This window comes from Pseudooceanicola batsensis HTCC2597 (assembly GCF_000152725.1).
Classification (GTDB): domain Bacteria; phylum Pseudomonadota; class Alphaproteobacteria; order Rhodobacterales; family Rhodobacteraceae; genus Pseudooceanicola; species Pseudooceanicola batsensis.
The window spans coordinates 2,157,420-2,181,404 of sequence record NZ_CH724131.1 but is presented as its reverse complement, the minus strand read 5'-3'; the positions used below and the strand labels follow the sequence as shown (position 1 = coordinate 2,181,404).

Sequence of the window (23,985 nt, the reverse complement as noted above, 5' to 3'; positions counted from 1 at the left end):
CCCCCGGACAGCTTAGACCGGAAGCGCGGTCGTCTTGAAGACCGTGCGGAGTGCAAAGCTCGATTGCATCTGCTGCACGCCGGGCAGGCGCGACAGGTGCTGCCGGTGGATGCGGGCGAAATCCTCGGTGCTGCCGACCACGACCTTGAGGACGTAATCCGCCGTGCCCGCCATCAGGTGGCACTCCAGCACCTCCGGCACGAGCTTCACCTCGGCCTCGAACGCGTCGAGGATTTCGTCGGCCTGTCCCTGCAACTTGATCTCGACGAAGACGGTCGTGGGCAGCCCGATCTGCCGCGCGTCCAGCAGCGCCACGTAGTCCCGGACGATGCCCCCGGCCTCCAGCCGCTGCACCCGGCGGTGGCAGGCGGAGGGCGAGAGGCCGACCTTTTCCGACAGGTCGGCATTAGAAATCCGTCCCTGTTTCTGAAGCACCCGCAGGATCCTGCGGTCGATATCGTCAAGCTGCATAGGTGTCATCCGGCCGTGGTTCGGCCGGACGATATTCGATCATCGCCGGAAATGGCGAGAGATCATTCGGAGAAAGCCGTCCTCAAGCGCTCTTTCTCAGCGAATCCCTGATCTCCAGCAGGACATCCAGTTCGGTCGGGCCGGCGGGCTGCGCCTCGGCCGGGGCCTCGGGTTTGCGCTCCATCGCGTCCTTCACCCTGTTCACGTAGCGCACCAGCATGAACACGACGAAGGCGATGATGAGAAAGTTGAAGACCGCCATGAGAAAGGCTCCGTAGGCGAAGACGGCGGCGCCCGCCTCGCGCGCGGCCTCGAGGCTGGCATAATCGCCGTCGCCCGAGAGGATGACGAAGTTGTTGGTAAAGTCGATCCCTCCGGTGAAAAGCCCGATGATCGGGTTCAGAAGGTCGTCGACCATGGATTTGACGATGGCGGTGAAGGCCGCGCCGATGATGATCCCCACGGCCATGTCCATGACATTGCCCTTAGCGATGAATGCCTTGAATTCGTTCAGCATGTTCTGGACGTCCCTTGCTTGGTCCCTTCCGGTGCCCTGTGCACCTGCGCAAGGAGACTAGCACCGAAACGCACAGTGCCGTCCCTGTTAACTTCGCTCCCGGGCAGATAATTTGCCGATAGTGCAAAAAGGAGTCTGCGATGTTCCCCGACGATTTCCCGATCACGAAACGCTGGCCGCCCAAGGACCCCTCGGTCATCCAGCTCTACGCCTTCCCGACACCGAACGGGGTCAAGGCCTCTATCATGCTCGAGGAAACGGGCCTGCCCTACGAGGCGCATCTCGTCACGTTGTCGGACGCGGACGTGAAGAGCCCCGAATTCCTGTCGCTCAATCCCAACAACAAGATCCCCGCGATCATCGATCCGGACGGGCCGGACGGAGCGCCGCTGGGCCTCTTCGAAAGCGGGGCGATCCTGATCTATCTCGCCGAGAAGTCCGGCAAATTCATCGGCAGCACCGCCAGTCAAAGGGCACAGATCATCCAGTGGCTGATGTTCCAGATGGGTGGCGTGGGCCCGATGTTCGGCCAGTTGGGGTACTTCTACAAGTTCGCCGGCGCCGATATCGACGACCCGCGCCCCCGGCAGCGCTACATCAACGAGGCCAAACGGCTTCTGGCGGTGCTCGAAGGCCAGCTCGAGGGCAGGGACTGGATCGCCGGCGACTATTCGATCGCCGACATCGCGCTGGTACCCTGGGTCAAGGCGCTGGATTTCTACGACGCGAAGGAGGTCGTCGGCTGGGAGAGCCACCGGAACCTGATCGCCTGGGTGGCCCGGTTCGACGAACGGCCCGCCGTGCAGGTCGGCTCCGACACGCCGCCGCGCCCCTGAGCCCTCAGCCGGGCAGGCGGCCGGTCAGGACATAGCGCAGGATATCGGCCACCTGTCGCGGCGTTTCCGTGACCGCGAGCGCCGCGGCATCGACCTCCTTCAGCGCGTGCTGGTGGTCGGGGCCGTGCATCACGATCAGCGACTTGCCGAGCGCGGCGGCGTATCCCGCGTCGAAGGCCGCGTTCCACTGCCGGTATTTCTCGCCGAACCGGACGACGACCACATCCGCCGCCTCTATGGCGTTGCGGGTCCGGATGGAGTTCAGCTTGGCGCCCTTGTGATCGTGCCAGAACTTGTCCGGCTCCGCGCCAAGGATCGCTGCGCCGCAGTCGTCGCTCGCGCCATGGTCCGTGACGGGGGCGGTGAAGGTGACGTCCAGCCCCTCGCAGGCCGCCTCGACCTCGCTGCGCCAGTCGGTGTGGATCTCGCCGGACAGATAAACCTTCATGATCGTCCCTTTCCCCGAAACGAAGGGGGCGACGCGCGCCCCCATCTTCATCTTGCCGAAAATACTCCCGCCGGAGGCGAAGGCAACCACTCGCCCCGGTCAGAGGGTGATGCGATAGAGCGCGAACCCGTCTTCGCCCTCGCCCGCCGGTTCGATCGTCACGCCCGGCACGCTGTCGGCGTATTTCTTGCCGGCGGGGCCGGTCTCGAACAGGACGGTGGTGCCGTCCATCGGCGCGAAGGTCCAGTTGCCATCCGCCCTGGGGCTGATCGTGCCCTTCTCGACGATGTACCGCACGATGATGTCGCGGTTGGTATCGGGGCCCTCGAAAATCACCGTGTCCCCCTTGGCCCCCGGAAAGGCGCCGCCGCCCGAGGCGCGGTAATTGTTGGTGGCGACGACGAATTCCATCTCGTCGGTGACCGGACGGCCCTCGTGCATGAGGTCAGAGATGCGCGTCGTGCCGGGTTCGATCTCCACGCCGTCTCCGTCGAACCGCGCGGGCCGGCTCAGGTCGATCCGGTAGGTCACCCCGTCCATCACGTCGAAATTGTAGGACGGGAAGGAGGGGTTCAGGAGGGGCTGATCGGCCGATCCCGGCTCGATCCGGTTGAATATCCCCGCCGAACGGTCGAGCCAGCCACGCAGTTGCGCGCCGTTGATCTTCACCGCGCGGATGGTGTTCGGGTAAAGATAGAGATCGGCCACGTTCTTGATCGCCACATCGCCGACGGGCACATCGGTGTAATAGTCCGGCCCGCCCCGGCCGCCGGCCTTGAAGGGAGCGCCGGCCGACAGGATCGGCAGGCCCTCCCATTCGGTGCCCTTCATCATCTCCTCGATGTACCACTTCTGGGCGTTGGTCACGACCTGGACCGAGGGGTCGTCGGCCACCAGCGCAAAGTAGGAATGCAGCGGCGTGTCGGTCTTGCCGACAGCCCGGCGCACATAGTCCAACGTCTCGTCATGTTCGGCCTGGACCGAAGCGAGGACGGTATCGACGCTCTCGACCAGCGGCGTGATCGACCGGTCCTCGTTGCGTTCCGAAATCGGGCGGGTGGCGACTTCGGACATGAGGACGCGCCAAGCGCTTCCGTCCTTTTCCAGCATCAGGTCGATCACGCCGAGATGCGAGCCCCAGAAGCCGCCCATGACGGCGGGCTTGCCGTGGATCGTGCCCTTGTCGATGTCGACCCCGGCAAAGCCGGCGTATTTCGGCGACGGGAAGACGAGATGCGAATGGCCCGTCATCAGCGCGTCGATACCGTCCACTTCGGCCAGCGGAACCGAGGCGTTCTCCATCCCCTCCTCGTGATCGGCCGAGCCGATACCGGAATGGCTGAGCGCGATGATCACGTCGGCGCCCTCTTCCTTCATCTGCGGCACCCAGGCTTTCGCCGTCTCGACGATGTCGCGCGCCTCTACCTTGCCTTCCAGGTGCTTGCGGTCCCAGTTCATCACCTGCGGCGGGACGAAGCCGATCAGGCCGATCTTGATAGGATGGTCGACGCCCGCGCCGTCCGTCACGGTCCGGTCGAGGATGACATAGGGCGGAATCAGCGTGTCGTCCTTCGTGGGATCGGAGCCCCGGGTCTTGGCGATGTTCGCGGTGACGACGGGGAAATTCGCCCCGGCGAGGGACTTCGCCAGAAAGTCGAGACCGTAGTTGAACTCGTGGTTGCCGAGGGTCGAGGCGTCGAAGCCCAGCGTGTTCATCGCCTGGATGACCGGGTGCATGTCCCCCTCCTTCATGCCCCGTTCATAGGCGATGTAGTCCCCCATCGGGTTCCCCTGCAGGAAGTCGCCGTTGTCTACGAGCATCGAGTTCGTCGCCTCGGCCCGGATCCCAGCGATATGCGCCGCCGTACGCGCCAGGCCGACCGTGTCGTCCGGGCGGTCTGCGTAATAGTTGTAGGGAAAGACGTGAACGTGAAGGTCGGTCGTCTCCATGACACGAAGATGAACCTGCGATCCGGCGGCGCGCACCGAATAGGGGTGCAAAGCGATCAGCGATGCTCCGGCGGCGGTCCCGGCCAGGAAGGTCCGGCGGGAGAGGGCGGTCGAGGTTCTGTAGGTCATGGCGGGCTCCTGATTCTGTCGGGCGGACTGTGTCGATCTTACGTGACACAACCGCGACACGACGAGCCTGATCGATGTGAAGACCGCCGATGCGGGGTTTCGACCAGCCGATGTCGTCACGCCGCTTCGGGCAACGCATCACCGTCGGCGCGCGCGTCGCCCTGCCGTCGCGCCCCATTGCGCTGCTTGTCGGCGCAGGGCAGGGTTCGCGCGCAACGGGACAGGAGATACGGCATGCGGCATGCGGAAGAGGTGACCTTTGGCGGATCGGGACTGGACCGCGCGGCGGAACTGCGCGGCCGGGACGAGACGCTCGAGGCCGCGCGGCGTGCGCCGGGCAGCACGTGCATCCTCTTCTGGAGGGGCTTTCCGCTGCTCGCGGGCGAAAGCGCCCTGGCGCGTCTGCCGATGGATTATCCGGTGCTGCGCGACCGCGAGAAGCTTCCGGTGCTGCTGGGCCGCGAGGACGGGGGCCTTGTCTTCGCCCAGGACATCTCGGAATGGTCCCCGCCCGACGCGCCCGCCGATCTCGGTCCCGGGCGCCCGCAGCAGGCGCCGCTCCCCAGTCACCCCGAGATCGAGGACGGCTATCATTTCGGCGATCTGCGCGGCGTGATGGGGCGGCTGAACCGGCGCGATGCCGAACTGGCCGCGACCGGGCGTGCGCTCTACAGCTGGCACGCGACCCACGGGTTCTGCGCGCGGTGCGGCCGGCCCAGCCGGGTGACCATGGCGGGCTGGCAACGCAGCTGCGACAGCTGCGGCGGCCAGCATTTCCCACGCACCGATCCGGTGGTGATCATGCTCATCACGCATGGCAACGACCTTCTGCTGGGGCGGTCGCCGGGCTGGCCCGACCGGATGTGGTCGCTGCTGGCCGGGTTCGTCGAGCCGGGCGAAACGATCGAGGCCGCCGTGCGGCGCGAGGTGATGGAGGAGGCGCGGATACCGGTCGGCCCTGTCACCTATCTTTCCAGCCAGCCCTGGGCATTTCCGAATTCGCTGATGTTCGGATGCCACGGCGAGGCGACAGGACGCGAGATCACGCTAGATCCCGTCGAGCTGGAGGACGCGTGCTGGGTCCCGCGGGAAGAGATGGTGGATGTGCTGGCCGGGACGCACACGGCGATCCGGCCGTTGCGGCAGGGCGCCATCGCGGAATTTCTTATCCGGAACTGGGTTGCGGATACCTTGGATTGACGGATCTGGTATAGGCTGTACCGGATCATCGGGGACGGCCTTTCAGGGTGCCGGCGGAAAAGCAAAAAAGGCGACGAGCATGAAATTCAGCACGCGAGAGGATATAGACGCACCGATCGGGCACGTGTTTGCCGAGGTGTCCGATTTCCAGGTCTTCGAACGCGCCGCGATGCGGCGGGGGGCCAGGGTCAAACGGATCGACGGACAGGACCTGCGCGGGCCGGGCATGGCCTGGCAGGCCGATTTCGAGTTTCGCGGCAAGGCGCGGTCGGTCGAGATCGTGCTCGAGGATTACGAAGAGCCGACCAACCTCGAATTCCTGGCCAAGTCGGCGGGCCTCAGCGGCGCGTGCGAGGTGGAATTGATCGCGCTGTCGCCGAACAAGACGCGGATGCGCCTTTCCGTCGATCTCAAGCCGCTGACCCTGTCTGCGCGCCTGCTCGTGCAGTCGATGAAGCTGACGAAGGGCAATATCGACAAGCGCTTCCGGACCCGCGTCGCGGAATTCGGCACCGACATCGCGGCGCGCCATCGCAGGACGGCCTGACCGGTCTCAGTGGCGCTGGAGGTCGGCGGGATAGACGCCCAGGATTTCCAGCATCTGGGTGAAATACTTCAGCTCGTCCAGCGCCAGCCTGACGTTCGCATCCTCGGGGTGCCCCTCGATATCCACGTAGAACTGGGTGGCGGTGAACGACCCGCCGACCATGTAGCTTTCCAGCTTGGTCAGGTTGATGCCGTTCGTGGCGAAACCGCCCATGGCCTTGTAGAGCGCGGCGGGAATGTTCCGGACCTCGAAGACGAAGGTCGTGATCATGCCATGGGCGCCGCGGCGGGCATAGTTCGGCTCACGCGACATCACCAGAAAACGGGTGGTGTTGTGACCGTGATCCTCGATGTCGCTGGCCAGGATCTCGAGCCCGTGTATCTCTGCCGCCAGTTCGCTGGCGAGAACCGCCTCGCCCGGGTCGCCCGCGCGGGCGAGCTCGGCCGCCGCGCCGGCGCTGTCGGCCGCTGCTTCCGCCCGGATCCCGTGCTGGCGGAGGAACGAGCGGGCCTGCGGCAGAAGAACCAGATGCGCGCGGACGGACTTCACGTCCTCAAGCCGGGTTCCCGGGCGGGCCATCAGGCTGATCCGCACGCGGACAAAGGCTTCGTCGACGATGTGCAACCCGCTTTTCGGCAGGAGGGAATGGATGTCGGCGACCCGTCCGTAGGTCGAATTCTCGACAGGCAGCATGGCCAGATCCGCCGTGCCGTCCAGCACCGCGTCGATGCATTCCTCGAAGGTCCGGCAGGGCAGGGGGTCGTGATCGGGCCGCGCGGACTGGCAGGCTTCGTGCGAATAGGCGCCGAGCGCGCCCTGGAATGCAATCAGGGGTTTGGTCATTCGATCGTCCTCTCGCGCCCGCGACCCCGGGCGATTGGTCGCGGTAAGTACACCTTGCGTCATGGGAGTGGAAGCATATAGATACGCGCCGGAAACGTGACGAAACATCAGGGACGCGGCATCAATGTTCGACACCATGACACTGACCAAGGCCGGCGGCGCTTTTTGCGGTGCCTTGCTGGTTTTCCTGCTGGGCAAGTGGGCCGCAGAGATTGTCTATGCGACCGAGGCGGGCGGCCATGGCGAGGAACATGCGCAGGCCTATGTGATCGAGACCGATGAAGACGAAGGCGGCGCGGCGGAAGAGGAAGAGGGCCCCGATTTCGCGACGCTTCTCGCCTCGGCCGACGTGGACAGCGGCGCGCGCGTCTTCGGCAAGTGCAAGGCATGCCACAAGATCGACGGCTCGAACGCGACCGGTCCCTATCTGGACGGCGTCGTCGGCCGTGCCGTGGGCGGCGTCGATGGCTACAGCTATTCCGGCGCCCTGGTCGAGGTTGCCGAGACCTGGACCCCCGAAAACCTGAATGCGTTCATCGAAGATCCCAAAGGGTTCGCGCCGGGCACCAAGATGTCCTTTGCCGGGATCCGGAAGGCCGGGGATCGCGCCGACCTCGTGGCCTATCTGCAGTCGATCTCGGAATAACCCGCCCGTCGATCGGGAAAATTACGGACGCGGAGGCCCCGGGCTTCCGCGTTTTTTCGTGCTCGGTCCCTGGCAGCGGCGATGGCGGTGGCATCAGGCCCCGCGGGCGGGGCTCGCGGCCGCGACGCGTGCCGCGGCGGCGGAGATGAGGGCCGTCGTCAGCACGAAATAGGCTGCGATCAGCAGGAACTGCCGCTCGAGCCCCAGGCCGAGGTCGATCAGCGCCCCCGTCAGACCCGGGCCGATCGCCGAGCCCAGAACCATGGTTGCCGCGACCGCCGCCTTGATCGAGCCGATATGCGCCGTGCCGAAAATGTCGGCCCAGAAGGCATTGGGCAGCGTGGCGTTGGCCCCGGTCGTCAGCGCGAGAAAGAGGAAGCCCAGGGCCATGGCCACCGGCCCGTCCGCCCAGGCGAAGATCGCGAAGGCCGCCACCATCGGCAGCTGGAAGAACGGGATCAGCCGAACGGTGCCAAGCCGGTCCTGCAGCCAGCCCACGCCCAGCATCGAGAGGATCGACAGTGCCGTGTACAGCGGGAAGAAGGCGACCAGTTCCACGTGGGTCCAGCCCTTGATCTCGGCGAAATGGACCTGGTGAAAGAAGAACGCGGTGTTGAAGGCGCCGGGGCCGAGCATCGCGGGCACCATGAGCCAGAAGACCGGATGACGCAGCGCCTCGCCCCGGGTCCAGTGCCGGGCCAGCATGCCCAGGCTGTGATCGGTCGCGGCATGGGACTGCGGCGTTCTCTCCCTGCCCAGCAGGCCCGCCAGGACCGCCGCACCGACAAGGCAGACGCCCGCGCCGGCCACCCACAGAAGATGCCAGTCGATGCGCGTCATCAGCGAGGCGAAGAGGATCGGGAGCAGCGCCTCGCCCGCTGAAAATCCGAGCGCCGCGAGCGACAGGGCCCGACCCCGCGCCGCGACGAACCAGCGCGCCATGGCCACGACGGCGATGTGGCTCGTCATGCCCTGCCCGAAGAACCGCAGCATCAGGATGATGAACGGGAGGAGGACCGCACTGCGATTGTAGGCCATGCAGAGGCAGGCGACGGCCAGCCCCCCGATGATCATCGGGCCCAGCCGGCGGACGCGGAACAGGTCGGTCAGGCCGCCCGCCCAGACCATGATCACGGCCGAGGCCCCGGTCCCGAGCATGTAGATCCCGCCCCATTCCCCGTGGCTCAGACCAAAGCCTTCGCGGATTTCACCGGAGAAGATCGAGATGAAGAAGGTCTGCCCGAAGCTCGACAGGAAGGTCAGCAGGGCGCCGGCCGCGAGAAACGGAAAGTTGTCGAGGATGAAGCGCGGATTTTTCACCCGTCCGACGTGCCGCAACGGACCGGGGAGCGCAAGCGCGCGTTTCTCCGCCTTCCGGATGCGCACCGGCGGAGTGGCATCACGGCGCTCTCACGGATTCTCAACTTGAATGTGGCCGCGCGGCGCAAGTAGCTTATCTCGACACGTACGACCTGTGTCCCAGACCCTAGGAGCCTCCGAATGCGCCACAGACCGTCCCCAAGCCAGACCGACACCATGCGCGACCCGCTGCGGAAGGCGGGGTTGCTGGCCCTGACGGCACTGGGCGCGGCGATTCTCGCCACCGGCGTGCGGTCGGAAAGCCACTCTGCCGAGACGGGCGCCGATGGCGAGGTCGTGATCGAGGCGCATGGCTACAACTACTACGGTGAGCTGCAGTATCCGCCGGATTTCGAGCATTTCAACTATGTGAATCCCGATGCGCCCAAGGGCGGCGAATTCGCGATCGACGCCTCGGGCACGTTCGACAGCATGAATCCCTATTCCCGCAAGGGCCGGGCCGGGGCCCTGGCCTCGATGATGTACGAAACCCTGCTGGACGGGAACGCACCGGCCGACGAATACGCGACCTCGTACTGCCTGCTCTGCGAAAGCCTGGAATATGACCAGGGCAAGAATTGGGTGATCTTCCACCTGCGGCCCGAGGCGCGGTTTTCGGACGGAACGCCTCTGACGGCCGAGGACGTGGTCTTTTCGCACAACCTCTTTCTCGAACAGGGGCTTCCCTCCTACGCCAATGCGGTCAAGCAGCGCGTGACCGGGGCCGAGGTGATCGACGAACACACGGTCAGGTTCACCTTCGCCCCGGACATTTCGCGCCGGTCGCTGATCAGCCAGGTCGGGGCGGTCGACATCTTCTCGAAGAAGTGGTTCGAAGAGACGGGCGCCCGGCTCGACGAGCCACGGATGGAGACCTCGCCGGGGTCGGGCCCCTACATGGTCGACAGCTACGACATCAACCGGCGGATCGTCTACAAGCGCAATCCCGACTACTGGGGCAAGGACCTTCCGATCAACGTCGGCCGGCACAATTACGACACGATCCGGGTCGAGTATTTCGCTGACGAGACCGCCGCCTTCGAGGCGTTCAAGGCGGGCGAATACACCTTCCGGAACGAGACCAACTCCAAGCAATGGGCCACCGGGTACAACTTTCCCGCGGTCGAGAAGGGCTGGGTCGTGCAGGAAGAGATCCCCGACGGCAATCCGCCGACGAACGTGGGCTTCGTCTTCAACCTGGACCGCGAAAAGTTCGCCGACAAGCGCATCCGCGAGGCGCTGGCGCTCGGCTTCAACTTCGAATGGACGAACGAGAGCCTGCAGTACGGCCTGTTCGACCAGCGCGAATCCTTCTTTCAGGACACGGTGCAGCATGCGCGGGACGTCCCCGAGGGGGCGGAACTGGAACTGCTGCGGTCGCTCGGCGACATCGTGCCCGAAGAGATGATCACGGAACCGGTTCGCGTGCCGCATACCTCCTCTCCGACGCGGGTCGTGGACCGGCGCAACCTGCGCCAGGCCATGCGCCTGCTGGATGAGGCGGGCTATGCGGTCGGCTCGGACGGCGTGCGCCGCAACGCCGAGGGCGAGACGCTGGACATCGTGATCCCCATAAACTCGTCCGGATCGCCGACCATGGAAAGCCTGATCGGCACCTATGTGCAGAACCTGCAGCAGATGGGCGTGAATGCCGAGGTTCAGAAGGTCGATCCCAGCCAGTACACGCTGCGCCGGCGGGAGCGTGACTACGACATGATCTTTGACGGCTACCGCACCTTCATCGGCGCCGGCACCGGGCTGATGCAGCTCTATGGGTCCGAACAGGCGGCGATCAGCGTCTTCAACCCGGCGGGCATCTCGAGCCCGCTGATCGACAAGCTGATCGACACGGCCCTCTTCGCCGAGACCAAGGAGGAAGAGACCACCGCCCTCACCGCGCTGGACCGCGCCCTGCGGCACGAATTCTTCGTGGTCCCGGCCTATTACAAGTCGGACCACTGGCTGGCCTATTTCGACATGTACGAGCATCCCGAGGAAATGCCGCCCTTCGCCGTCGGCGAAATGGATTTCTGGTGGGTCGATCCCGAAAAGGCCGAAGCATTGAAAGCCGCCGGGGCCTTGAGGTAAGCCGCCCCCATGGGAGCCTACATCCTTCGACGCCTCCTGCTGGTGATCCCGACCCTGTTGGGGATCATGGTGATCAATTTCGTCCTGGTGCAGTTCGTGCCGGGCGGACCGATCGAACAGATCATCGCCCAGCAGCAGGGGCAGGGCGACGTGTTCGGAAGCTTTTCCGGGTCCGGCACCGACGTGGGCATGGAGGATACCTCCTCGGCCTACGAAGGAGACTATGCCGGCGCGCGCGGGCTGCCGCCCGAGTTCATCGCGCAACTCGAAAAGGAATTCGGGTTCGACCAGCCGCCGGTCCAGCGGTTCTTCAACATGATGTGGAACTACCTGCAGCTCGACTTCGGCGAGAGCTATTTCCGCAAGGCGGACGTGATCGACCTGGTGATCGACCGCCTGCCGGTGTCGATCTCGCTCGGGCTCTGGTCGACGCTCATCGCCTATCTGATCTCGATCCCGCTCGGGATCCGCAAGGCGGTGCGTGACGGGTCGCGGTTCGACACCTGGACCTCGGGCCTGATCATCGCGGCCTATGCCATTCCGGGCTTTCTTTTCGCGATCCTGCTTCTCGTGCTCTTCGCTGGCGGGTCGTACTATCGCATCTTCCCGCTGCGCGGCCTGACCTCGGACAATTTCGACCAGCTGACGCTCTGGGGCCAGATCGTCGACTACGCCTGGCACATCACCCTGCCGGTGCTGGCCTCCACCATCTCGAGCTTTGCGACGCTGACGCTGCTGACCAAGAACTCGTTCCTCGACGAGATCAAGAAACACTATGTCATGACCGCCCGCGCCAAGGGCCTGTCCGAGCGGCGGGTGCTTTATGGCCACGTCTTCCGCAACGCCATGCTGATCGTCATCGCGGGCTTTCCGGCGGTCTTCATCGGGGTGTTCTTCGGCGGGTCGATCATCATCGAGACGCTGTTCTCTCTCGAAGGGCTGGGGCGGCTCGGCTACGAGGCGGCGGTGGCGCGCGACTATCCGATCATCTTCGGGTCGCTCTTCGTCTTCGGCCTGATCGGTCTGATCGTCGGGATCCTGTCGGATCTCATGTACGTCTTCGTCGATCCGCGTATCGACTTCGAGCGGCGGGAGGGCTGAGCCATGGTCCATTGCGCCACCGATCCACTGCCCGGCCGCATGCCGGGGCAGGACGGGCCGCCGCCCGTCGCGCCGCCCGAGAAACAGGGCCGGTTCGAACTGTCGCCGCTCAACAAGCGGCGGTGGCGGAACTTCCGCCGCAACGGCCGGGCCTTCTGGTCGCTGATCATCTTCGGCATTCTCTTCGGCCTGTCGCTCTTCGCCGAGTTCATCGCGAACGACAAACCCTTCCTCGTGCAGTACCGGGGCGAATACTATTTCCCTGTCTTCCAGTTCTATCCCGAGACGGCCTTCGGCGGCGATTTCCAGACCGAAGCGATCTATCGCGACCCCGAAGTGCAGTGCCTGATCGAGACCGGCGGTCTGGACCTCTGCTTCGACGATCCCGAGGGCTATATCGAGGATGCGCAGGACGGCGTGATCGAGGGCGAGGAGATCGAGAAGGGCTGGGCGCTCTGGCCGATCATCCCCTATTCCTTCGATACGCCGGTCGAACGCTCCGGTGCGGCGCCGCTGCCCCCGAACGTGATCGGCAGCTACACCGGCGACGACGGCGAAAGCCACTTCGGCTTCCTTCCCGCAGATCAGCGCGGCAACAACCTGCTCGGGACCGACGACACCAAGCGCGACGTGCTGGCGCGGGCGATCTACGGTTTCCGGCTGTCGATCCTCTTCACCATCATCGTGACGACCTGCGCCTCGCTCATCGGGATCTTCGCCGGGGCGATCCAGGGTTTCTTCGGCGGCCTGCTCGACCTGATCTTCCAGCGGATCATCGAGATCTGGCAGGGCGTGCCGCAACTCTACGTGATCATCATCCTCTTCGCGATCCTCGGGCGCGGCTTCTGGCTGCTGGTCTTCCTTATGGTGGCCTTCGGCTGGACGGCGCTCGTCGGCGTGGTGCGGGCGGAATTCCTGCGGGCGCGGAACCTCGAATACGTGCGCGCGGCCCGGGCGCTCGGCGTGTCGAACATGACCATCATGTTCCGACACATGCTGCCCAATGCCATGGTGGCCACGCTCACCATGCTGCCGTTCATCGTGACGGGGACCATCGGCGCGCTCGCCTCGCTCGACTTCCTGGGCTACGGCCTGCCCTCCTCGGCCCCGTCTCTGGGCGAGATGACGCTGCAGGCGAAGCAGAACCTCCAGGCGCCATGGCTCGGCTTCACGGCCTTCTTCGTCTTCGCCCTGATGCTGTCGCTGCTTGTCTTCATCTTCGAAGGCGTGCGCGATGCCTTCGACCCGAGAAAGACCTTCCAATGATGCTCGACGTCAAAGACCTCAAGGTCTCCTTCAAGCAGGACGGCCGGCTGATCCCGGCGGTCAAGGGCGTCTCCTTCCAGGTCGACAAGGGCGAGACCGTGGCGCTCGTGGGTGAATCCGGGTCGGGCAAGTCCGTCTCGGCCCTCTCGACCGTGCAGCTCCTGGGTGACAATGCCCATGTCGAGGGTTCTGTCACCTTCAAGGGCGAAGAGATGATCGGCGTCTCGCGGGCCAAGCTGATGCAGGTACGCGGCAACGACATCTCTTTCATCTTCCAGGAGCCGATGACCTCGCTCAACCCGCTGCACACGCTCGAGAAGCAACTCGCGGAGTCGATCGAACTGCACCAGGGCCTGCGCGGCGAGGCAGTGCGCGACAGGATCGTGGAACTGCTGGAAAAGGTCGGCATCCGCGACGCGGCCAGCCGGCTCGGCTCCTACCCGCACCAGTTGTCGGGAGGGCAACGGCAGCGGGTGATGATCGCCATGGCGCTGGCCAACCGGCCCGAGCTGCTGATCGCCGATGAACCCACCACCGCCCTCGACGTGACGATCCAGGCCCAGATCCTCGAGTTGCTGGCCGAGCTGAAGGCCGAAGAGGGGATGGGAATGCTCTTCATCACCCACGACCTGAACATCGTGCGCCGCATCGCCGACCGGGTCTGCGTCATGAAGGACGGCGAAATCGTCGAGACCGGCGACACCGATACGATCTTCGATGCGCCGCAGCATCCCTATACGCAAAAGCTGTTGGCCGCCCATGCCGCCGGATCGCCCGAACCCGCCGCCGGCGACGCCCCGGTGATCGCTGAAACCGACCGCCTCCGGATCTGGTTCCCCATCCAGCGGGGCCTGTTCAAACGGACGGTCGGCCACGTCAAGGCGGTCAACGAGGCGACGATCGAGGTGCGCGCCGGCGAAACGCTGGGCATTGTCGGTGAATCCGGTTCGGGCAAGACCACGCTGGCGCTGGCGATCATGCGGCTGATCCAGTCGGAGGGCGTGGTGCGGTTCGACGGCGAGGACGTGCATGCCTGGTCCACGCGCGAACTCCGCAACAAGCGGTCCGAGATGCAGATCGTCTTCCAGGATCCCTTCGGCTCGCTCTCGCCGCGCATGACCTGCGCCCAGATCATCGCCGAGGGGCTCTCGGTGCACAAGATGGCGACGGAGAGGCCGGTCCGCGACCTCGTGGCCGAGGTCATGGGCGAGGTCGGCCTGAACCCCGAAACGATGGACCGCTATCCGCACGAATTCTCGGGCGGCCAGCGCCAGCGCATCGCCATCGCCCGCGCGATGATCCTGCGGCCCAAGCTCGTGGTGCTCGACGAACCGACCTCGGCGCTGGACAGGACGGTGCAGGTGCAGATCGTCGACCTGCTGCGCGAGCTGCAGCGGAAATACGGGCTGGCCTATCTCTTCATCTCGCACGACCTGAACGTCGTCCGCGCCATGTCGCACCGGGTCATGGTGATGAAACAGGGCGACGTGGTCGAGGTCGGGACGGCGCAGCAGGTCTTCGACAACCCGCGCCACGCCTACACGCGACAGCTCCTCGCCGCGGCGACGATGGACGCCTGACCGACCGCCGCCATCCGTCGCGCCCCGCCGCGACCACCCCGCTTCGCGTCCCCGAAACCGCTTCGAACCGCTGAAGCGCGCGCTCCCGCCAGCAGGGCACCGGCCGCAAATGCCCGTTGCCGCCCCGCGCCCCGTTCCGGGGGCGGAGTACGCCGCCCCTGCTTCATCTTGCCGGAAATACTCTCGCCGAAGGCGGCGCGACCTCGGCCAGCCGCGCCGCCGCCCGGAGTATCAGAAAAACGCCTGCAACCCGGTCTGGGCCCGTCCGAGGATCAGCGCATGCACGTCATGCGTCCCCTCGTAGGTGTTCACCGTCTCGAGGTTGGCGGCGTGCCGCATCACCTTGTACTCGATCTGGATGCCGTTGCCGCCGTGCATGTCGCGGGCCGTGCGCGCGATGTCCAGCGCCTTGCCGCAGTTGTTGCGCTTGATCAGCGACACCATTTCGGGTGCGGCGCGCGCCTCGTCGAAGAGCCGCCCGACCCGCAGCGCGGCCTGCAGGCCGAGGGTGATCTCGGTCTGCATGTCCGCCAGTTTCTTCTGGTAGAGCTGCGTGCCCGCCAGCGGCTTGTTGAACTGCTTGCGGTCGAGGCCATACTGCCGGGCCTGGAACCAGCAGTCCTCGGCCGCGCCCATCACGCCCCAGGCGATGCCATAGCGCGCGCGGTTGAGACAGCCGAAGGGCCCCTTCAGCCCCGAGACATGGGGCAGCAGCGCCTCCTCGCCCACTTCCACGTCGTCCAGCACGATCTCGCCGGTGATCGAGGCCCGCAGCGACAGCTTGCCGCCGATCTTGGGCGCGCTCAGCCCCTTCATCCCCTTGTCCAGCACGAAGCCGCGGATCGCGCCGTCATGCGCGTCGGACTTGGCCCAGACCACGAAGACATCCGCGATCGGCGCATTCGAGATCCACATCTTCGCGCCGTTGAGCACATAGCCTCCCTCGGTCTTCCTGGCGCGGGTCTTCATGCCGGCCGGGTCCGATCCGGCATCGGGTTCGGTCAGGCCGAAACAGCCGATCCATTCGCCGCTCGCCAGTTTGGGCAGGTACTTCTTGCGCTGCTCTTCCGAGCCATAGGCATAGATCGGGTACATCACGAGGCTCGACTGGACCGAGCACATCGAGCGGAAGCCGCTGTCGATCCGCTCCACCTCGCGCGCGACGAGACCGTAGGAGACATAGCCGGAGCCCAGCCCGCCATACTGCTCCGGCACGGTGACGCCCAGCATCCCGGCCTCGCCCATCTCGGCGAAAATCTCGGGGTCCACGCCCTCCTCCATGTACATCTTCTCGACCCGACCGGCGAGCCGGTCCTGGGAAAAGGCGCGGGCGGACTCGCCGATCATGCGCTCGTCTTCCTCGAGCTGATCGTTCAGAAGGAACGGGTCCTCCCACGAAAAGCCCGACATGTTCGGGCGGTCCTTGTCCTTGATGAGCGGGCGGTTCTCGGCATCCATGTCGTATCTCCTATGAGTTTGGTTGCGAATGTAGCGGAACGCGGCGCGACATGATAACGAGTTCTGGTCCTCACTTGATGACCATTGCTCATAGATCGCCCGCCATGCGCCATGCCTATACTCCGACCGTCGCCGAACTCGAGGCCTTCTGCGCCTGCGCGCGCGGCGGCACGACCATCCAGGCCGCGCGTCAGCTCGGCCTCACGCAGAGCGCGGTCAGCCGGTCGATCACCGGCCTCGAGGCACGGCTCGGCGTGGCGCTCTTCAGCCGCGCGCGGCAGCGGCTGACCCTCTCGGATGCCGGGCGCGCCTTCCTGCGCGAGGCCGAGCCGCTGCTCGACCGGCTCAACGACGCGGCGATGACGGTGATGGCCTTCGGCGGGCAAGCGCGGGTGCTGCGGCTCGCGGTGCTGCCGACCTTCGCGCGGCTCTGGCTGATCCCCCGCCTGCGCGGCTTCCAGGCGACGATGCCCGACCTGACCATCGACATGGCCGCGCGCCTCGCCCCGGTGGATTTCGAGACGGAACCCTTCGATCTCGCCATACAGCGGACCCAGCACCGCAGTGCCGGCGCGCGGCACATCCACCTCCTCGACGAAGAGCTCTGCGTCGTCGCCGCCCCCGCGCTTGCGCCGGGGTCCCTGTCACCACGGGCCGTCCTGCGGCTGCCGCTGCTGCAGCAGTCCACCCGGCCGACGCTCTGGCCCGACTGGTGCCGCGCCGTCGGCCTCGATCCCCGGCCGGCCCTGCGCGGCGCGCGTTTCGATCACTTCGACATGGTCCTGGATGCGGCCGTGGCGGGCCTCGGCGTGGCGCTCATCCCCGAGATCCTCGCGCGCTCGGCGCTCGACCGTCAGGCTCTGCTCCGGGTCGTGCCCGGCGATTTCCGCACCGGGCAGGCCTATACGCTGATCTACCCCGACCGCAGTGCCGATCTGCCGCATTTCGCCCGGTTCCGCGGCTGGCTGCAGGCCGAGATCGAAGACATCTGGGCCTGACGCCCCTGCTTCTTTGGTCCCCAAGTATCCCGGGGGAGTCGCCCGGCACGGGCGACGGGGGCAGCGCCCCCGCGCACGTCGTCCGGGGGAACCGACTTGTGATTTGTGCGCCTTGCGGGCAAGTCGTACCACAACAGACAGGAGTGGCCATGACCCCGGACGAGATCGCGAAACTGCCCTACCGGCCCTGCGTCGGTGTCATGCTCGCCAATGCGGCGGGCGAGGTCTTCGTCGGCCAGCGGATCGACAACCCCGGGCCGGCCTGGCAGATGCCTCAGGGCGGCGTCGACCAAGGCGAGGAGCCGCGCGCCGCTGCCCTGCGCGAGCTTCGCGAGGAAACCGGCGTGACGGCGGACAAGGTCGAGATCGTCGCCGAGACCGAGGCCTGGGTGCCCTACGACCTGCCGCACGACCTCGTGCCGAAGCTCTGGAAGGGCCGGTTCCGCGGGCAGGAGCAGAAATGGTTCCTGATGCGTTTCACCGGCACGGATGCGGATATCGACATCGCGACCGACCACCCCGAGTTCTCGCGCTGGCGCTGGCTGCCGCCCTCGCAGCTCGTCGATGCGATCGTGCCCTTCAAGCGCGATGTCTATCGCGCCGTGCTCGCCGAACTGAAGGGCCATATATGACCCGTTTCATCGCCCTCATGCTGTCGGTCGCGATGCTCGCCGGACCGGCATACGCCCTGTCCTGCCTGCGCCCCGATGTCGCGACCGCCTATACCCGCGCGGCCGAGGCCGAAGACGGTTATCTCGTCGTGCGCGGCACGCTGAGCCATGACCGTCTTGCGGATGAGGGGACGATGCGCAGCCCCGATCAGGCCGACGGGCCGCCCGAGACCTTCGAGGCCACGATCGAGGGGCGTTTCCTCAGGGGCGACGCCTTCGCCGGAGAGATCGCCGCCCCCGTGACGGTGGTGCTGGAATGCGTCTCGGTCTGGTGTGCCGCTCCGCCGCCGGCCGGGGCCGAGGTCCTGGCCTTCGTCCGCCAGACCGAGACCACGCTCTTTCTCGAGACCGGCCCGTGCGGCGGAACGATCTTCGTCGACCCGGGCGAAGACCAGATCGACCGGGTGCTCGCCTGCCATTCCGGCGGCGACTGCGCACCGGACTAGGACCTAGCCGCGGAAATCGAAAAAGCCGTCGCCCGCCTGCGCGAGCAGCGCGGCCCCCATCTCGCGGCCGAGTTTCGCGCCGTCCTCGACCGGGGCGGAACGGTCGTCCTTCAGCGCCTCGCTTCCATCGGGGCGCAGGATCTCGCCGCGTAGCCTGAGCGTCCCGCCCTCGAGGTCCGCCAGCCCCGCGATGGGCGTCTCGCAGGAGCCATCCAGGGCGGCGAGAAAGGCGCGCTCCGCGGCCAGCTGTCGTGCCGTCTCGGGGTCGTGGATCGCCTCGAGCAGGGCCGCGGTCGCGTGGTCGTCCTCGCGCCGTTCGATGCCGATGGCGCCCTGGGCCACGGCGGGCAGCATCTCGTCGGTCGCAAGGGCCGAGCGTGCGATCGACGCCCGGTCGAGACGGTTCAGCCCCGCCATGGCGAGGAAGGTGGCCGAAGCCACGCCGTCGGCCAGCTTGCGCAGCCGCGTCTGGACGTTGCCGCGGAACTCCACCACCTCGAGATCGGGACGGCGCACCAGCACCTGCGCCCGGCGGCGCAGCGACGACGTGCCCACCCGGGCCCCCGCCGGGATCTGGTCCAGCCGCTCGTAGAGATTCGACACGAAGGCGTCGCGCGGATCCTCCCGCGGAAGGTAGCAATCCAGCAGCAGCCCCTCGGGTTGAAGCACCGGCATGTCCTTCATGGAATGCACGGCGATGTCGATCCCGCCGGTCAGCAGCGCATGTTCGATCTCGCGGGTGAAGAGTCCCTTGCCGCCGATCTCCTTGAGCGGGCGATCCTGCACCCGGTCGCCCGTGGTCTGGATGACGCAGACCTCGAAGGCTTCGGGGGGCAGATCGAAGGCATGGGCCAGCCGGTCGCGGGCTTCATGGGCCTGCGCGAGGGCGAGCGGTGAGCCCCTCGTGCCGATCTTGAGCGGGCGGGCCGGAGACGGGAAATCGCGTGTCATGAGCCTCGTCTAGTCGCGGCATCCCGCCCCTGCAAGAGGGCCCGGCTTGACTTCGTCGCGCCACGCGGCGACGAGGGGCGGACGGAGGGCGACATGAGCGACAAGACGATCCTGAAGGCGCTGCGCGGCGAGGTGCAGAAGGTGCCGCCGATCTGGATGATGCGGCAGGCCGGCCGCTACCTGCCGGAATACCGCGCCACGCGCGAGAAGGCCGGGGACTTCCTGTCGCTCTGCTACAATCCCGACCTCGCCGCCGAGGTCACGTTGCAGCCGATCCGCCGCTACGGGTTCGACGGCGCCATCCTCTTTGCCGACATCCTGCTGCTGCCGCAGGCGCTCGGGGCGGATCTGTGGTTCGTCACGGGCGAGGGGCCGCGGCTTTCGACCGTCACCTCGCAGGCGGACTTCGACGCCCTGAAGCCCGCCGCCGACGTGCACGAGGTGCTGTCGCCCATCTACGAGACGGTGTCGATCCTGTCGCAGGAGCTTCCCCCCGAGACGACGCTTATCGGGTTTGCCGGGGCGCCCTGGACCGTGGCGACCTACATGGTGGCGGGGCGGGGCACCCCGGACCAGGGTCCCGCCCATGCGCTCAAGGCCGAGAACCGGGCGCTCTTCTCGGCGCTGATCGATCTTCTGACCGAGGGCACGATCGCCTATCTGTCGCGTCAGATCGACGCCGGCGCCGAGGTGGTCAAGCTGTTCGACAGCTGGGCCGGATCGCTCTCGGGCCGCGACTTCGACGATTTCGCGCTGGCCCCCGCGAAACGGATCATCGCGGAACTCAAGGCCCGGCATCCCGGCATTCCCGTCATCGCCTTCCCGCGTCAGGCCGGGGACCGCTATGTGGGGTTCGCCGGGGACACCGGGGCGGACTGCGTCGCGGTGGACGATTCCGTCTCGGCGGAATGGGCCGCCACGCATGTCCAGGTTGACGGCTGCGTTCAGGGCAACCTCGCGTCGCGGCACATGGTGACGGGCGGACAGGAACTGGTCGAGGCCACACGCGGGATCGTCCGCGCCTTTTCCGGCGGGCCGCACATCTTCAACCTCGGCCACGGGATCACGCCGGATGCGGACCCGGACAACGTCCAGCTGATGATCGACACGGTCCGGGGCGGCTGAGGGGCCCGACCTTCATGCCTCTTCCAGGCCCGGGGTGGGCCCCGGTGCCGTGGTGGTTCTGAGTTCCAGGTTCACCACGGCGCCGAGAAGGACCAGAAAGGCGCTGATGAACAGCCACATCAGCATCGCCACGGCCGCCCCGATCGAGCCGTAGACCTCGTTGTAGTTCGCGAAATTGGCAAGGTAGAGCGAGAAGCCGTAGGAGGCCACCGCCCAGAGGGCGACCGCCATGACCGCCCCCGGCGTCACCCATTTCATCCGCTCTCCGCGGTTGTTGGGCCCGAAGCGGTATACCACGGCAAGCCCCGCCATCAGGACGAAGATCGCCGCAACCCACCGGAAGGCCTCGACCAGGATCGCGGTGACGGGACCGAGCGGGATGAAGGCGAAGATGATGGGCGCGATGACCACGGCCGAAAGCGTCACCACCGAGACGCCCAGCAGGGCCAGGGTCAGCACCAGCGCGGTGAGGTAGTGGCGCAGGCTTCCCCGGTTCGCGCGGCCATGGATGGCGTTGAGGCCCAGCATGAGCGCCGCGACCCCGGAGCGGGCAGACCAGATCGCCACCATCATCGACACGAGGCCCGCCCACCCGAGCTTGTCTCCGCTGGCCGTCGACAGGGCGTTTATCTGGTTCTCGATGATCCGGGTCACCTCGACGGGCAGAATGTTGCGGATAAGTTCAAGCTGTTCGACAAGGACGTTGGGATCCGAGAGCAGCCCCCAGATCGCGATGATCGCGGCCATGGCGGGGAAGAGCGCCAGCATTCCGTAGAAGGCGACACCGGCGGCGATCAGGAACAGATTCTTTTCGGCGATGGCGGCGACGATGCCCTGCCCGATGCCGATAATCTTCTGAACTTTCACGGAGCGCGTCCCTCTGGTTTCCCGATAAGCTATCGGGAATTGCCCCCCGGTCAACGGCACCAACGGAAAAGGCCGCCCGGGCGGGGCGGCCTTGTCGTCGCGTTGCTTGGGGCCTCTCAGGCCATGCCGCTGCGATTGCGCGGACCGGCGATGAGCCAGATGATGAAGCCGAGGATCGGCAGGATGAGGACGAGAAGCACCCAGAGAACCTTCTTGCCCGTCGATGCGGATGATCCGATGATCGACACGATGGCCCAGATATCGAGCGCCAGTACGATGAGGCCGCCAAGGCCGGTAATTTCCAACATAGCGATTTCCTTTCCTGAACCCTCAACGCCGGCGCGAGGGAAGGGTTCCGGTACAAGCAGTTGCGCGGTGGCGGGGGGTTAAGACTGGCGGGGAGAGGTAAATCGGGGAAGTCCCCGCCAGTCTTCGAGGGACAGGCGCTTGGGGGCACCTGGTATCGTAACGCCGTCCCGCGCAGCCGGTTCCCGAGAAAAGTGAAAAAAATTCTCCGGCCCTCGCGGCGACGCGATCCGGCGCCCGCCAGGTGCCGGATCGGGAACCTTTCGGCCGGACAGGGTGTTGACAGGTCAGAACGCAACCTTGCGTAACATCTATGAAATGGAAGGAAAAACAATGCTTTATTGGGCACTAGCTTTCTTTATCATAGCGATCATCGCCGCAGTTTTCGGTTTTGGCGGCATCGCTAGCGCATCGGCCGGGGTCGCACAGATCCTGTTCGTCGTCTTCCTCGTGCTCTTCGTCATCGCGATGGTGGCACGGGCCTTGCGCGGACGCACTCCGTGACGGTGCGACCAAGACGTCAAGGGCGGCCTCGGGGCCGCCCTTTGCGGACCATGATCAGTGATGCAGCGTTTCGGTGGACGAAAAGAACATCGCCTGGCTCGCCGCGAGGCGCACCTGCTCTTCGGTGTAGGGCTTGGTGATCAGGAAGGCGGGTTCGGCCTTTTCGCCGGTCAGCAGCCGTTCGGGATAGGCCGTGATGAAGATCACCGGCACGTCGCCCAGGGCGTTCAGAAGATCGTTGACGGCATCGATGCCCGAGGAGTTGTCCGCCAGCTGGATGTCGGCGAAGATCAGGTCCGGCCTTTCGGTCTTGCCGAGCGACACGGCCTCGTCCCGCGTGCGGGCCACGCCGGTCACCGCGTGACCCATTTCGGTGACGATGGATTGCAGGTCCATGGCGATGATCGCCTCGTCCTCGATGATCATCACACGCCCGGTCACGCTCTCGGCCAGTTCGCGCTGCGCGATCCTCACCAGATCCTCGCCCTCGGCGACGCCGATCTTCATGATTTCGGCCACCTGTTCGGACGAGAATTCCTCGATGGTGGCCAGCAGCAGCGCCTCGCGCGTGTTGGGCGTCAGGCGGCTGAGATGGTCCTGCGCCCTCGCGGCGATCCCCGTCTCGTCGACGGCGACCGGCGCGCCCGAGCTGTTCCAGATGGCGTGGAACGCACTGAAGAGGGCGACGCGGGTCGAGCGGTTGCCTTCGACGAGCCCGGGGTCTTCCAGGATGGCTTCGAGCGTTGCCGCCGCGTAGTTGTCGCCAGAGGTCTGGCTTCCCGTGAGCGCGCGCGCATAGCGCCGGAGGTAAGGAAGCTCCGTCGCCACGTTCATCGCAAAATCTTCGGACCCCACCGTTTGATTCATTTTGTCGCTTACCTTTTCAACTTTTCTTGGAACTAAACGTCGATTCTGGCGTTCGGTTCCAGTACAACGGAAAAAAAATGGCAACGGTTCCACGAATTCATGGCGCACGATAGTGAAAACGAGCACGTTCTGAGGCAGATCGACGAGAATCTAAAACGTGTCTACCAGCAGAAACTGGACGAGGATCTTCCCGACCGGTTCAAGAGTCTCATCGAACAGCTCAAAACGCAGAGCCAGGGCGGGGGGGCGCCCAGATGAGCGCGGATCCCCGTGAGGAACTCGTCGAGCACCTGCCATCCCTTCGCGCCTTCGCCATGAGCCTTTGCCGGAATTCGGCCCAAGCCGACGACCTTGTCCAGGACACGATCGTTAAGGCATGGACGAACATGGACAAGTTCAAGGCGGGCACGAACCTGCGTGCCTGGCTGTTCACGATCCTGCGCAACACCTTCTATTCGGCCCGCCGCCGTTCCGGGCGCGAGGTCGCCGATGTGGACGGTGCCTTTTCCAGCAACCTCGCGACCAAGCCGGATCACGACGGCCGGCTGGCGATGAAGGACTTCGAAAAGGCATTCGCGACCCTGCCCGACGAACAGCGCGAGGCGCTGCTGCTGGTCGGGGCCTCGGGATTTTCCTACGAAGAGGCGGCCGACATGTGCGGATGCGCCGTCGGCACCATCAAGAGCCGCGCCAACCGCGGTCGCGCCCGCCTGAGCGAACTGCTCAGCATGGGCGAGAACGACACGATGGAACTGACCGACCAGTCGACCATGGCGGTGATGTCTGCGACGCAAATGAAGTCCATGTAGCG

Annotated in this window: 26 protein-coding genes; 15 read left to right on the top strand and 11 right to left on the bottom strand. The window is 65.8% G+C overall.

What is annotated here, in order from left to right:
- Positions 1-12: 12 nt before the first annotated feature.
- Complete coding sequence (locus OB2597_RS14435) at positions 13-471, bottom strand: Lrp/AsnC family transcriptional regulator (RefSeq protein ID WP_009806332.1); 459 nt, start codon at positions 469-471, stop codon at positions 13-15.
- A gap of 82 nt (positions 472-553) precedes the next feature.
- Positions 554-988 (bottom strand): large conductance mechanosensitive channel protein MscL, encoded by a 435-nt coding sequence (gene mscL, locus OB2597_RS14430; RefSeq protein ID WP_009806331.1) that lies wholly within the window; start codon positions 986-988, stop codon positions 554-556.
- A gap of 140 nt (positions 989-1,128) precedes the next feature.
- Between mscL and OB2597_RS14425 the strand changes: the two genes are divergently transcribed.
- Positions 1,129-1,824: a glutathione S-transferase family protein gene (locus OB2597_RS14425; RefSeq protein ID WP_009806330.1), complete on the top strand. Its 696-nt coding sequence runs from the start codon at positions 1,129-1,131 to the stop codon at positions 1,822-1,824.
- Positions 1,825-1,828: 4 nt separating this feature from the next.
- Here OB2597_RS14425 and OB2597_RS14420 read toward each other — a convergent pair whose 3' ends face one another.
- Positions 1,829-2,272: a YtoQ family protein gene (locus tag OB2597_RS14420; RefSeq protein WP_040609813.1), complete on the bottom strand. Its 444-nt coding sequence runs from the start codon at positions 2,270-2,272 to the stop codon at positions 1,829-1,831.
- 99 nt (positions 2,273-2,371) lie between these two features.
- The gene (locus OB2597_RS14415; protein ID WP_009806328.1) at positions 2,372-4,351 is read right to left on the bottom strand and encodes a bifunctional 2',3'-cyclic-nucleotide 2'-phosphodiesterase/3'-nucleotidase; all 1,980 of its coding nucleotides are present in this window, start codon (positions 4,349-4,351) and stop codon (positions 2,372-2,374) included.
- Positions 4,352-4,585: 234 nt separating this feature from the next.
- Between OB2597_RS14415 and nudC the strand changes: the two genes are divergently transcribed.
- Both nudC and OB2597_RS14405 read left to right on the top strand, forming a co-directional pair.
- Complete coding sequence (gene nudC / locus OB2597_RS14410; protein WP_009806327.1) at positions 4,586-5,551, top strand: NAD(+) diphosphatase; 966 nt, start codon at positions 4,586-4,588, stop codon at positions 5,549-5,551.
- Between the two features lie 79 nt (positions 5,552-5,630).
- Positions 5,631-6,098, top strand: coding sequence for an SRPBCC family protein (locus tag OB2597_RS14405; protein ID WP_009806326.1), 468 nt, complete (start codon positions 5,631-5,633; stop codon positions 6,096-6,098).
- Between the two features lie 6 nt (positions 6,099-6,104).
- Here OB2597_RS14405 and OB2597_RS14400 read toward each other — a convergent pair whose 3' ends face one another.
- Entirely contained in the window at positions 6,105-6,941 is an 837-nt protein-coding gene (locus tag OB2597_RS14400) for a prephenate dehydratase (RefSeq protein WP_009806325.1), read from the bottom strand.
- Between the two features lie 124 nt (positions 6,942-7,065).
- Here OB2597_RS14400 and OB2597_RS14395 point away from each other — a divergent pair, with 124 nt between their 5' ends.
- On the top strand, positions 7,066-7,587 hold the full coding sequence (locus tag OB2597_RS14395; RefSeq protein WP_009806324.1) for a c-type cytochrome: 522 nt from the start codon (positions 7,066-7,068) through the stop codon (positions 7,585-7,587).
- Positions 7,588-7,680: 93 nt separating this feature from the next.
- On the opposite strand, the gene OB2597_RS14390 is transcribed toward OB2597_RS14395, so the two are convergent.
- A complete protein-coding gene (locus tag OB2597_RS14390; RefSeq protein ID WP_009806323.1) occupies positions 7,681-8,907 on the bottom strand; it encodes an MFS transporter in 1,227 nt (408 codons plus the stop codon).
- 180 nt (positions 8,908-9,087) lie between these two features.
- Here OB2597_RS14390 and OB2597_RS14385 point away from each other — a divergent pair, with 180 nt between their 5' ends.
- Genes OB2597_RS14385 through OB2597_RS14370 form a run of 4 tightly spaced genes read left to right on the top strand, consistent with a single transcriptional unit; the run spans position 9,088 to position 14,981 of the window.
- Positions 9,088-11,034 (top strand): extracellular solute-binding protein, encoded by a 1,947-nt coding sequence (locus OB2597_RS14385; RefSeq protein WP_040609362.1) that lies wholly within the window; start codon positions 9,088-9,090, stop codon positions 11,032-11,034.
- A gap of 9 nt (positions 11,035-11,043) precedes the next feature.
- Positions 11,044-12,135, top strand: coding sequence for a microcin C ABC transporter permease YejB (locus OB2597_RS14380; RefSeq protein ID WP_009806321.1), 1,092 nt, complete (start codon positions 11,044-11,046; stop codon positions 12,133-12,135).
- Positions 12,136-12,174: 39 nt separating this feature from the next.
- Positions 12,175-13,401, top strand: a complete 1,227-nt coding sequence (locus OB2597_RS14375) for an ABC transporter permease (protein ID WP_050759282.1) — start codon at positions 12,175-12,177, stop codon at positions 13,399-13,401.
- Positions 13,398-14,981 carry an ABC transporter ATP-binding protein gene (locus tag OB2597_RS14370; RefSeq protein WP_009806319.1) on the top strand — a complete coding sequence of 528 codons (1,584 nt, stop codon included), beginning with the start codon at positions 13,398-13,400 and terminating at the stop codon, positions 14,979-14,981. The genes OB2597_RS14375 and OB2597_RS14370 overlap by 4 nt, the downstream gene beginning before the upstream one ends.
- Positions 14,982-15,212: 231 nt before the next feature.
- Here the strand turns inward: OB2597_RS14370 and OB2597_RS14365 are convergent, their stop codons facing one another.
- Positions 15,213-16,439, bottom strand: coding sequence for an acyl-CoA dehydrogenase (locus OB2597_RS14365; protein ID WP_009806318.1), 1,227 nt, complete (start codon positions 16,437-16,439; stop codon positions 15,213-15,215).
- Positions 16,440-16,543: 104 nt separating this feature from the next.
- Here OB2597_RS14365 and OB2597_RS14360 point away from each other — a divergent pair, with 104 nt between their 5' ends.
- From OB2597_RS14360 to OB2597_RS21020, 3 genes are all read left to right on the top strand, one after another.
- Positions 16,544-17,437, top strand: a complete 894-nt coding sequence (locus OB2597_RS14360; protein ID WP_009806317.1) for a LysR substrate-binding domain-containing protein — start codon at positions 16,544-16,546, stop codon at positions 17,435-17,437.
- Between the two features lie 149 nt (positions 17,438-17,586).
- Positions 17,587-18,069 carry an RNA pyrophosphohydrolase gene (locus OB2597_RS14355; RefSeq protein WP_009806316.1) on the top strand — a complete coding sequence of 161 codons (483 nt, stop codon included), beginning with the start codon at positions 17,587-17,589 and terminating at the stop codon, positions 18,067-18,069.
- Entirely contained in the window at positions 18,066-18,554 is a 489-nt protein-coding gene (locus OB2597_RS21020) for a hypothetical protein (RefSeq protein WP_009806315.1), read from the top strand. Before OB2597_RS14355 ends, OB2597_RS21020 begins: the two co-directional genes overlap by 4 nt.
- Positions 18,555-18,557: 3 nt before the next feature.
- Here OB2597_RS21020 and hemC read toward each other — a convergent pair whose 3' ends face one another.
- Complete coding sequence (gene hemC / locus OB2597_RS14345; RefSeq protein ID WP_009806314.1) at positions 18,558-19,505, bottom strand: hydroxymethylbilane synthase; 948 nt, start codon at positions 19,503-19,505, stop codon at positions 18,558-18,560.
- Positions 19,506-19,598: 93 nt separating this feature from the next.
- On the opposite strand from hemC, the gene hemE reads away from it, so the two are divergent.
- Entirely contained in the window at positions 19,599-20,630 is a 1,032-nt protein-coding gene (gene hemE / locus OB2597_RS14340; RefSeq protein WP_009806313.1) for a uroporphyrinogen decarboxylase, read from the top strand.
- Between the two features lie 12 nt (positions 20,631-20,642).
- On the opposite strand, the gene OB2597_RS14335 is transcribed toward hemE, so the two are convergent.
- Both OB2597_RS14335 and OB2597_RS14330 read right to left on the bottom strand, forming a co-directional pair.
- A complete protein-coding gene (locus OB2597_RS14335) occupies positions 20,643-21,497 on the bottom strand; it encodes a YihY/virulence factor BrkB family protein (protein WP_009806312.1) in 855 nt (284 codons plus the stop codon).
- A 116-nt stretch (positions 21,498-21,613) separates the two neighbouring features.
- Entirely contained in the window at positions 21,614-21,805 is a 192-nt protein-coding gene (locus tag OB2597_RS14330) for a PLDc N-terminal domain-containing protein (protein ID WP_009806311.1), read from the bottom strand.
- 331 nt (positions 21,806-22,136) lie between these two features.
- Between OB2597_RS14330 and OB2597_RS21515 the strand changes: the two genes are divergently transcribed.
- Entirely contained in the window at positions 22,137-22,307 is a 171-nt protein-coding gene (locus OB2597_RS21515; protein WP_009806310.1) for a DUF1328 domain-containing protein, read from the top strand.
- Positions 22,308-22,361: 54 nt separating this feature from the next.
- On the opposite strand, the gene OB2597_RS14320 is transcribed toward OB2597_RS21515, so the two are convergent.
- Complete coding sequence (locus OB2597_RS14320) at positions 22,362-23,174, bottom strand: response regulator (protein WP_009806309.1); 813 nt, start codon at positions 23,172-23,174, stop codon at positions 22,362-22,364.
- Positions 23,175-23,273: 99 nt separating this feature from the next.
- Here OB2597_RS14320 and OB2597_RS14315 point away from each other — a divergent pair, with 99 nt between their 5' ends.
- Both OB2597_RS14315 and OB2597_RS14310 read left to right on the top strand, forming a co-directional pair.
- Positions 23,274-23,432, top strand: a complete 159-nt coding sequence (locus tag OB2597_RS14315; protein WP_009806308.1) for a NepR family anti-sigma factor — start codon at positions 23,274-23,276, stop codon at positions 23,430-23,432.
- Positions 23,429-23,983 carry an RNA polymerase sigma factor gene (locus tag OB2597_RS14310; RefSeq protein WP_009806307.1) on the top strand — a complete coding sequence of 185 codons (555 nt, stop codon included), beginning with the start codon at positions 23,429-23,431 and terminating at the stop codon, positions 23,981-23,983. The genes OB2597_RS14315 and OB2597_RS14310 overlap by 4 nt, the downstream gene beginning before the upstream one ends.
- The last annotated feature ends 2 nt before the right edge of the window (positions 23,984-23,985 follow it).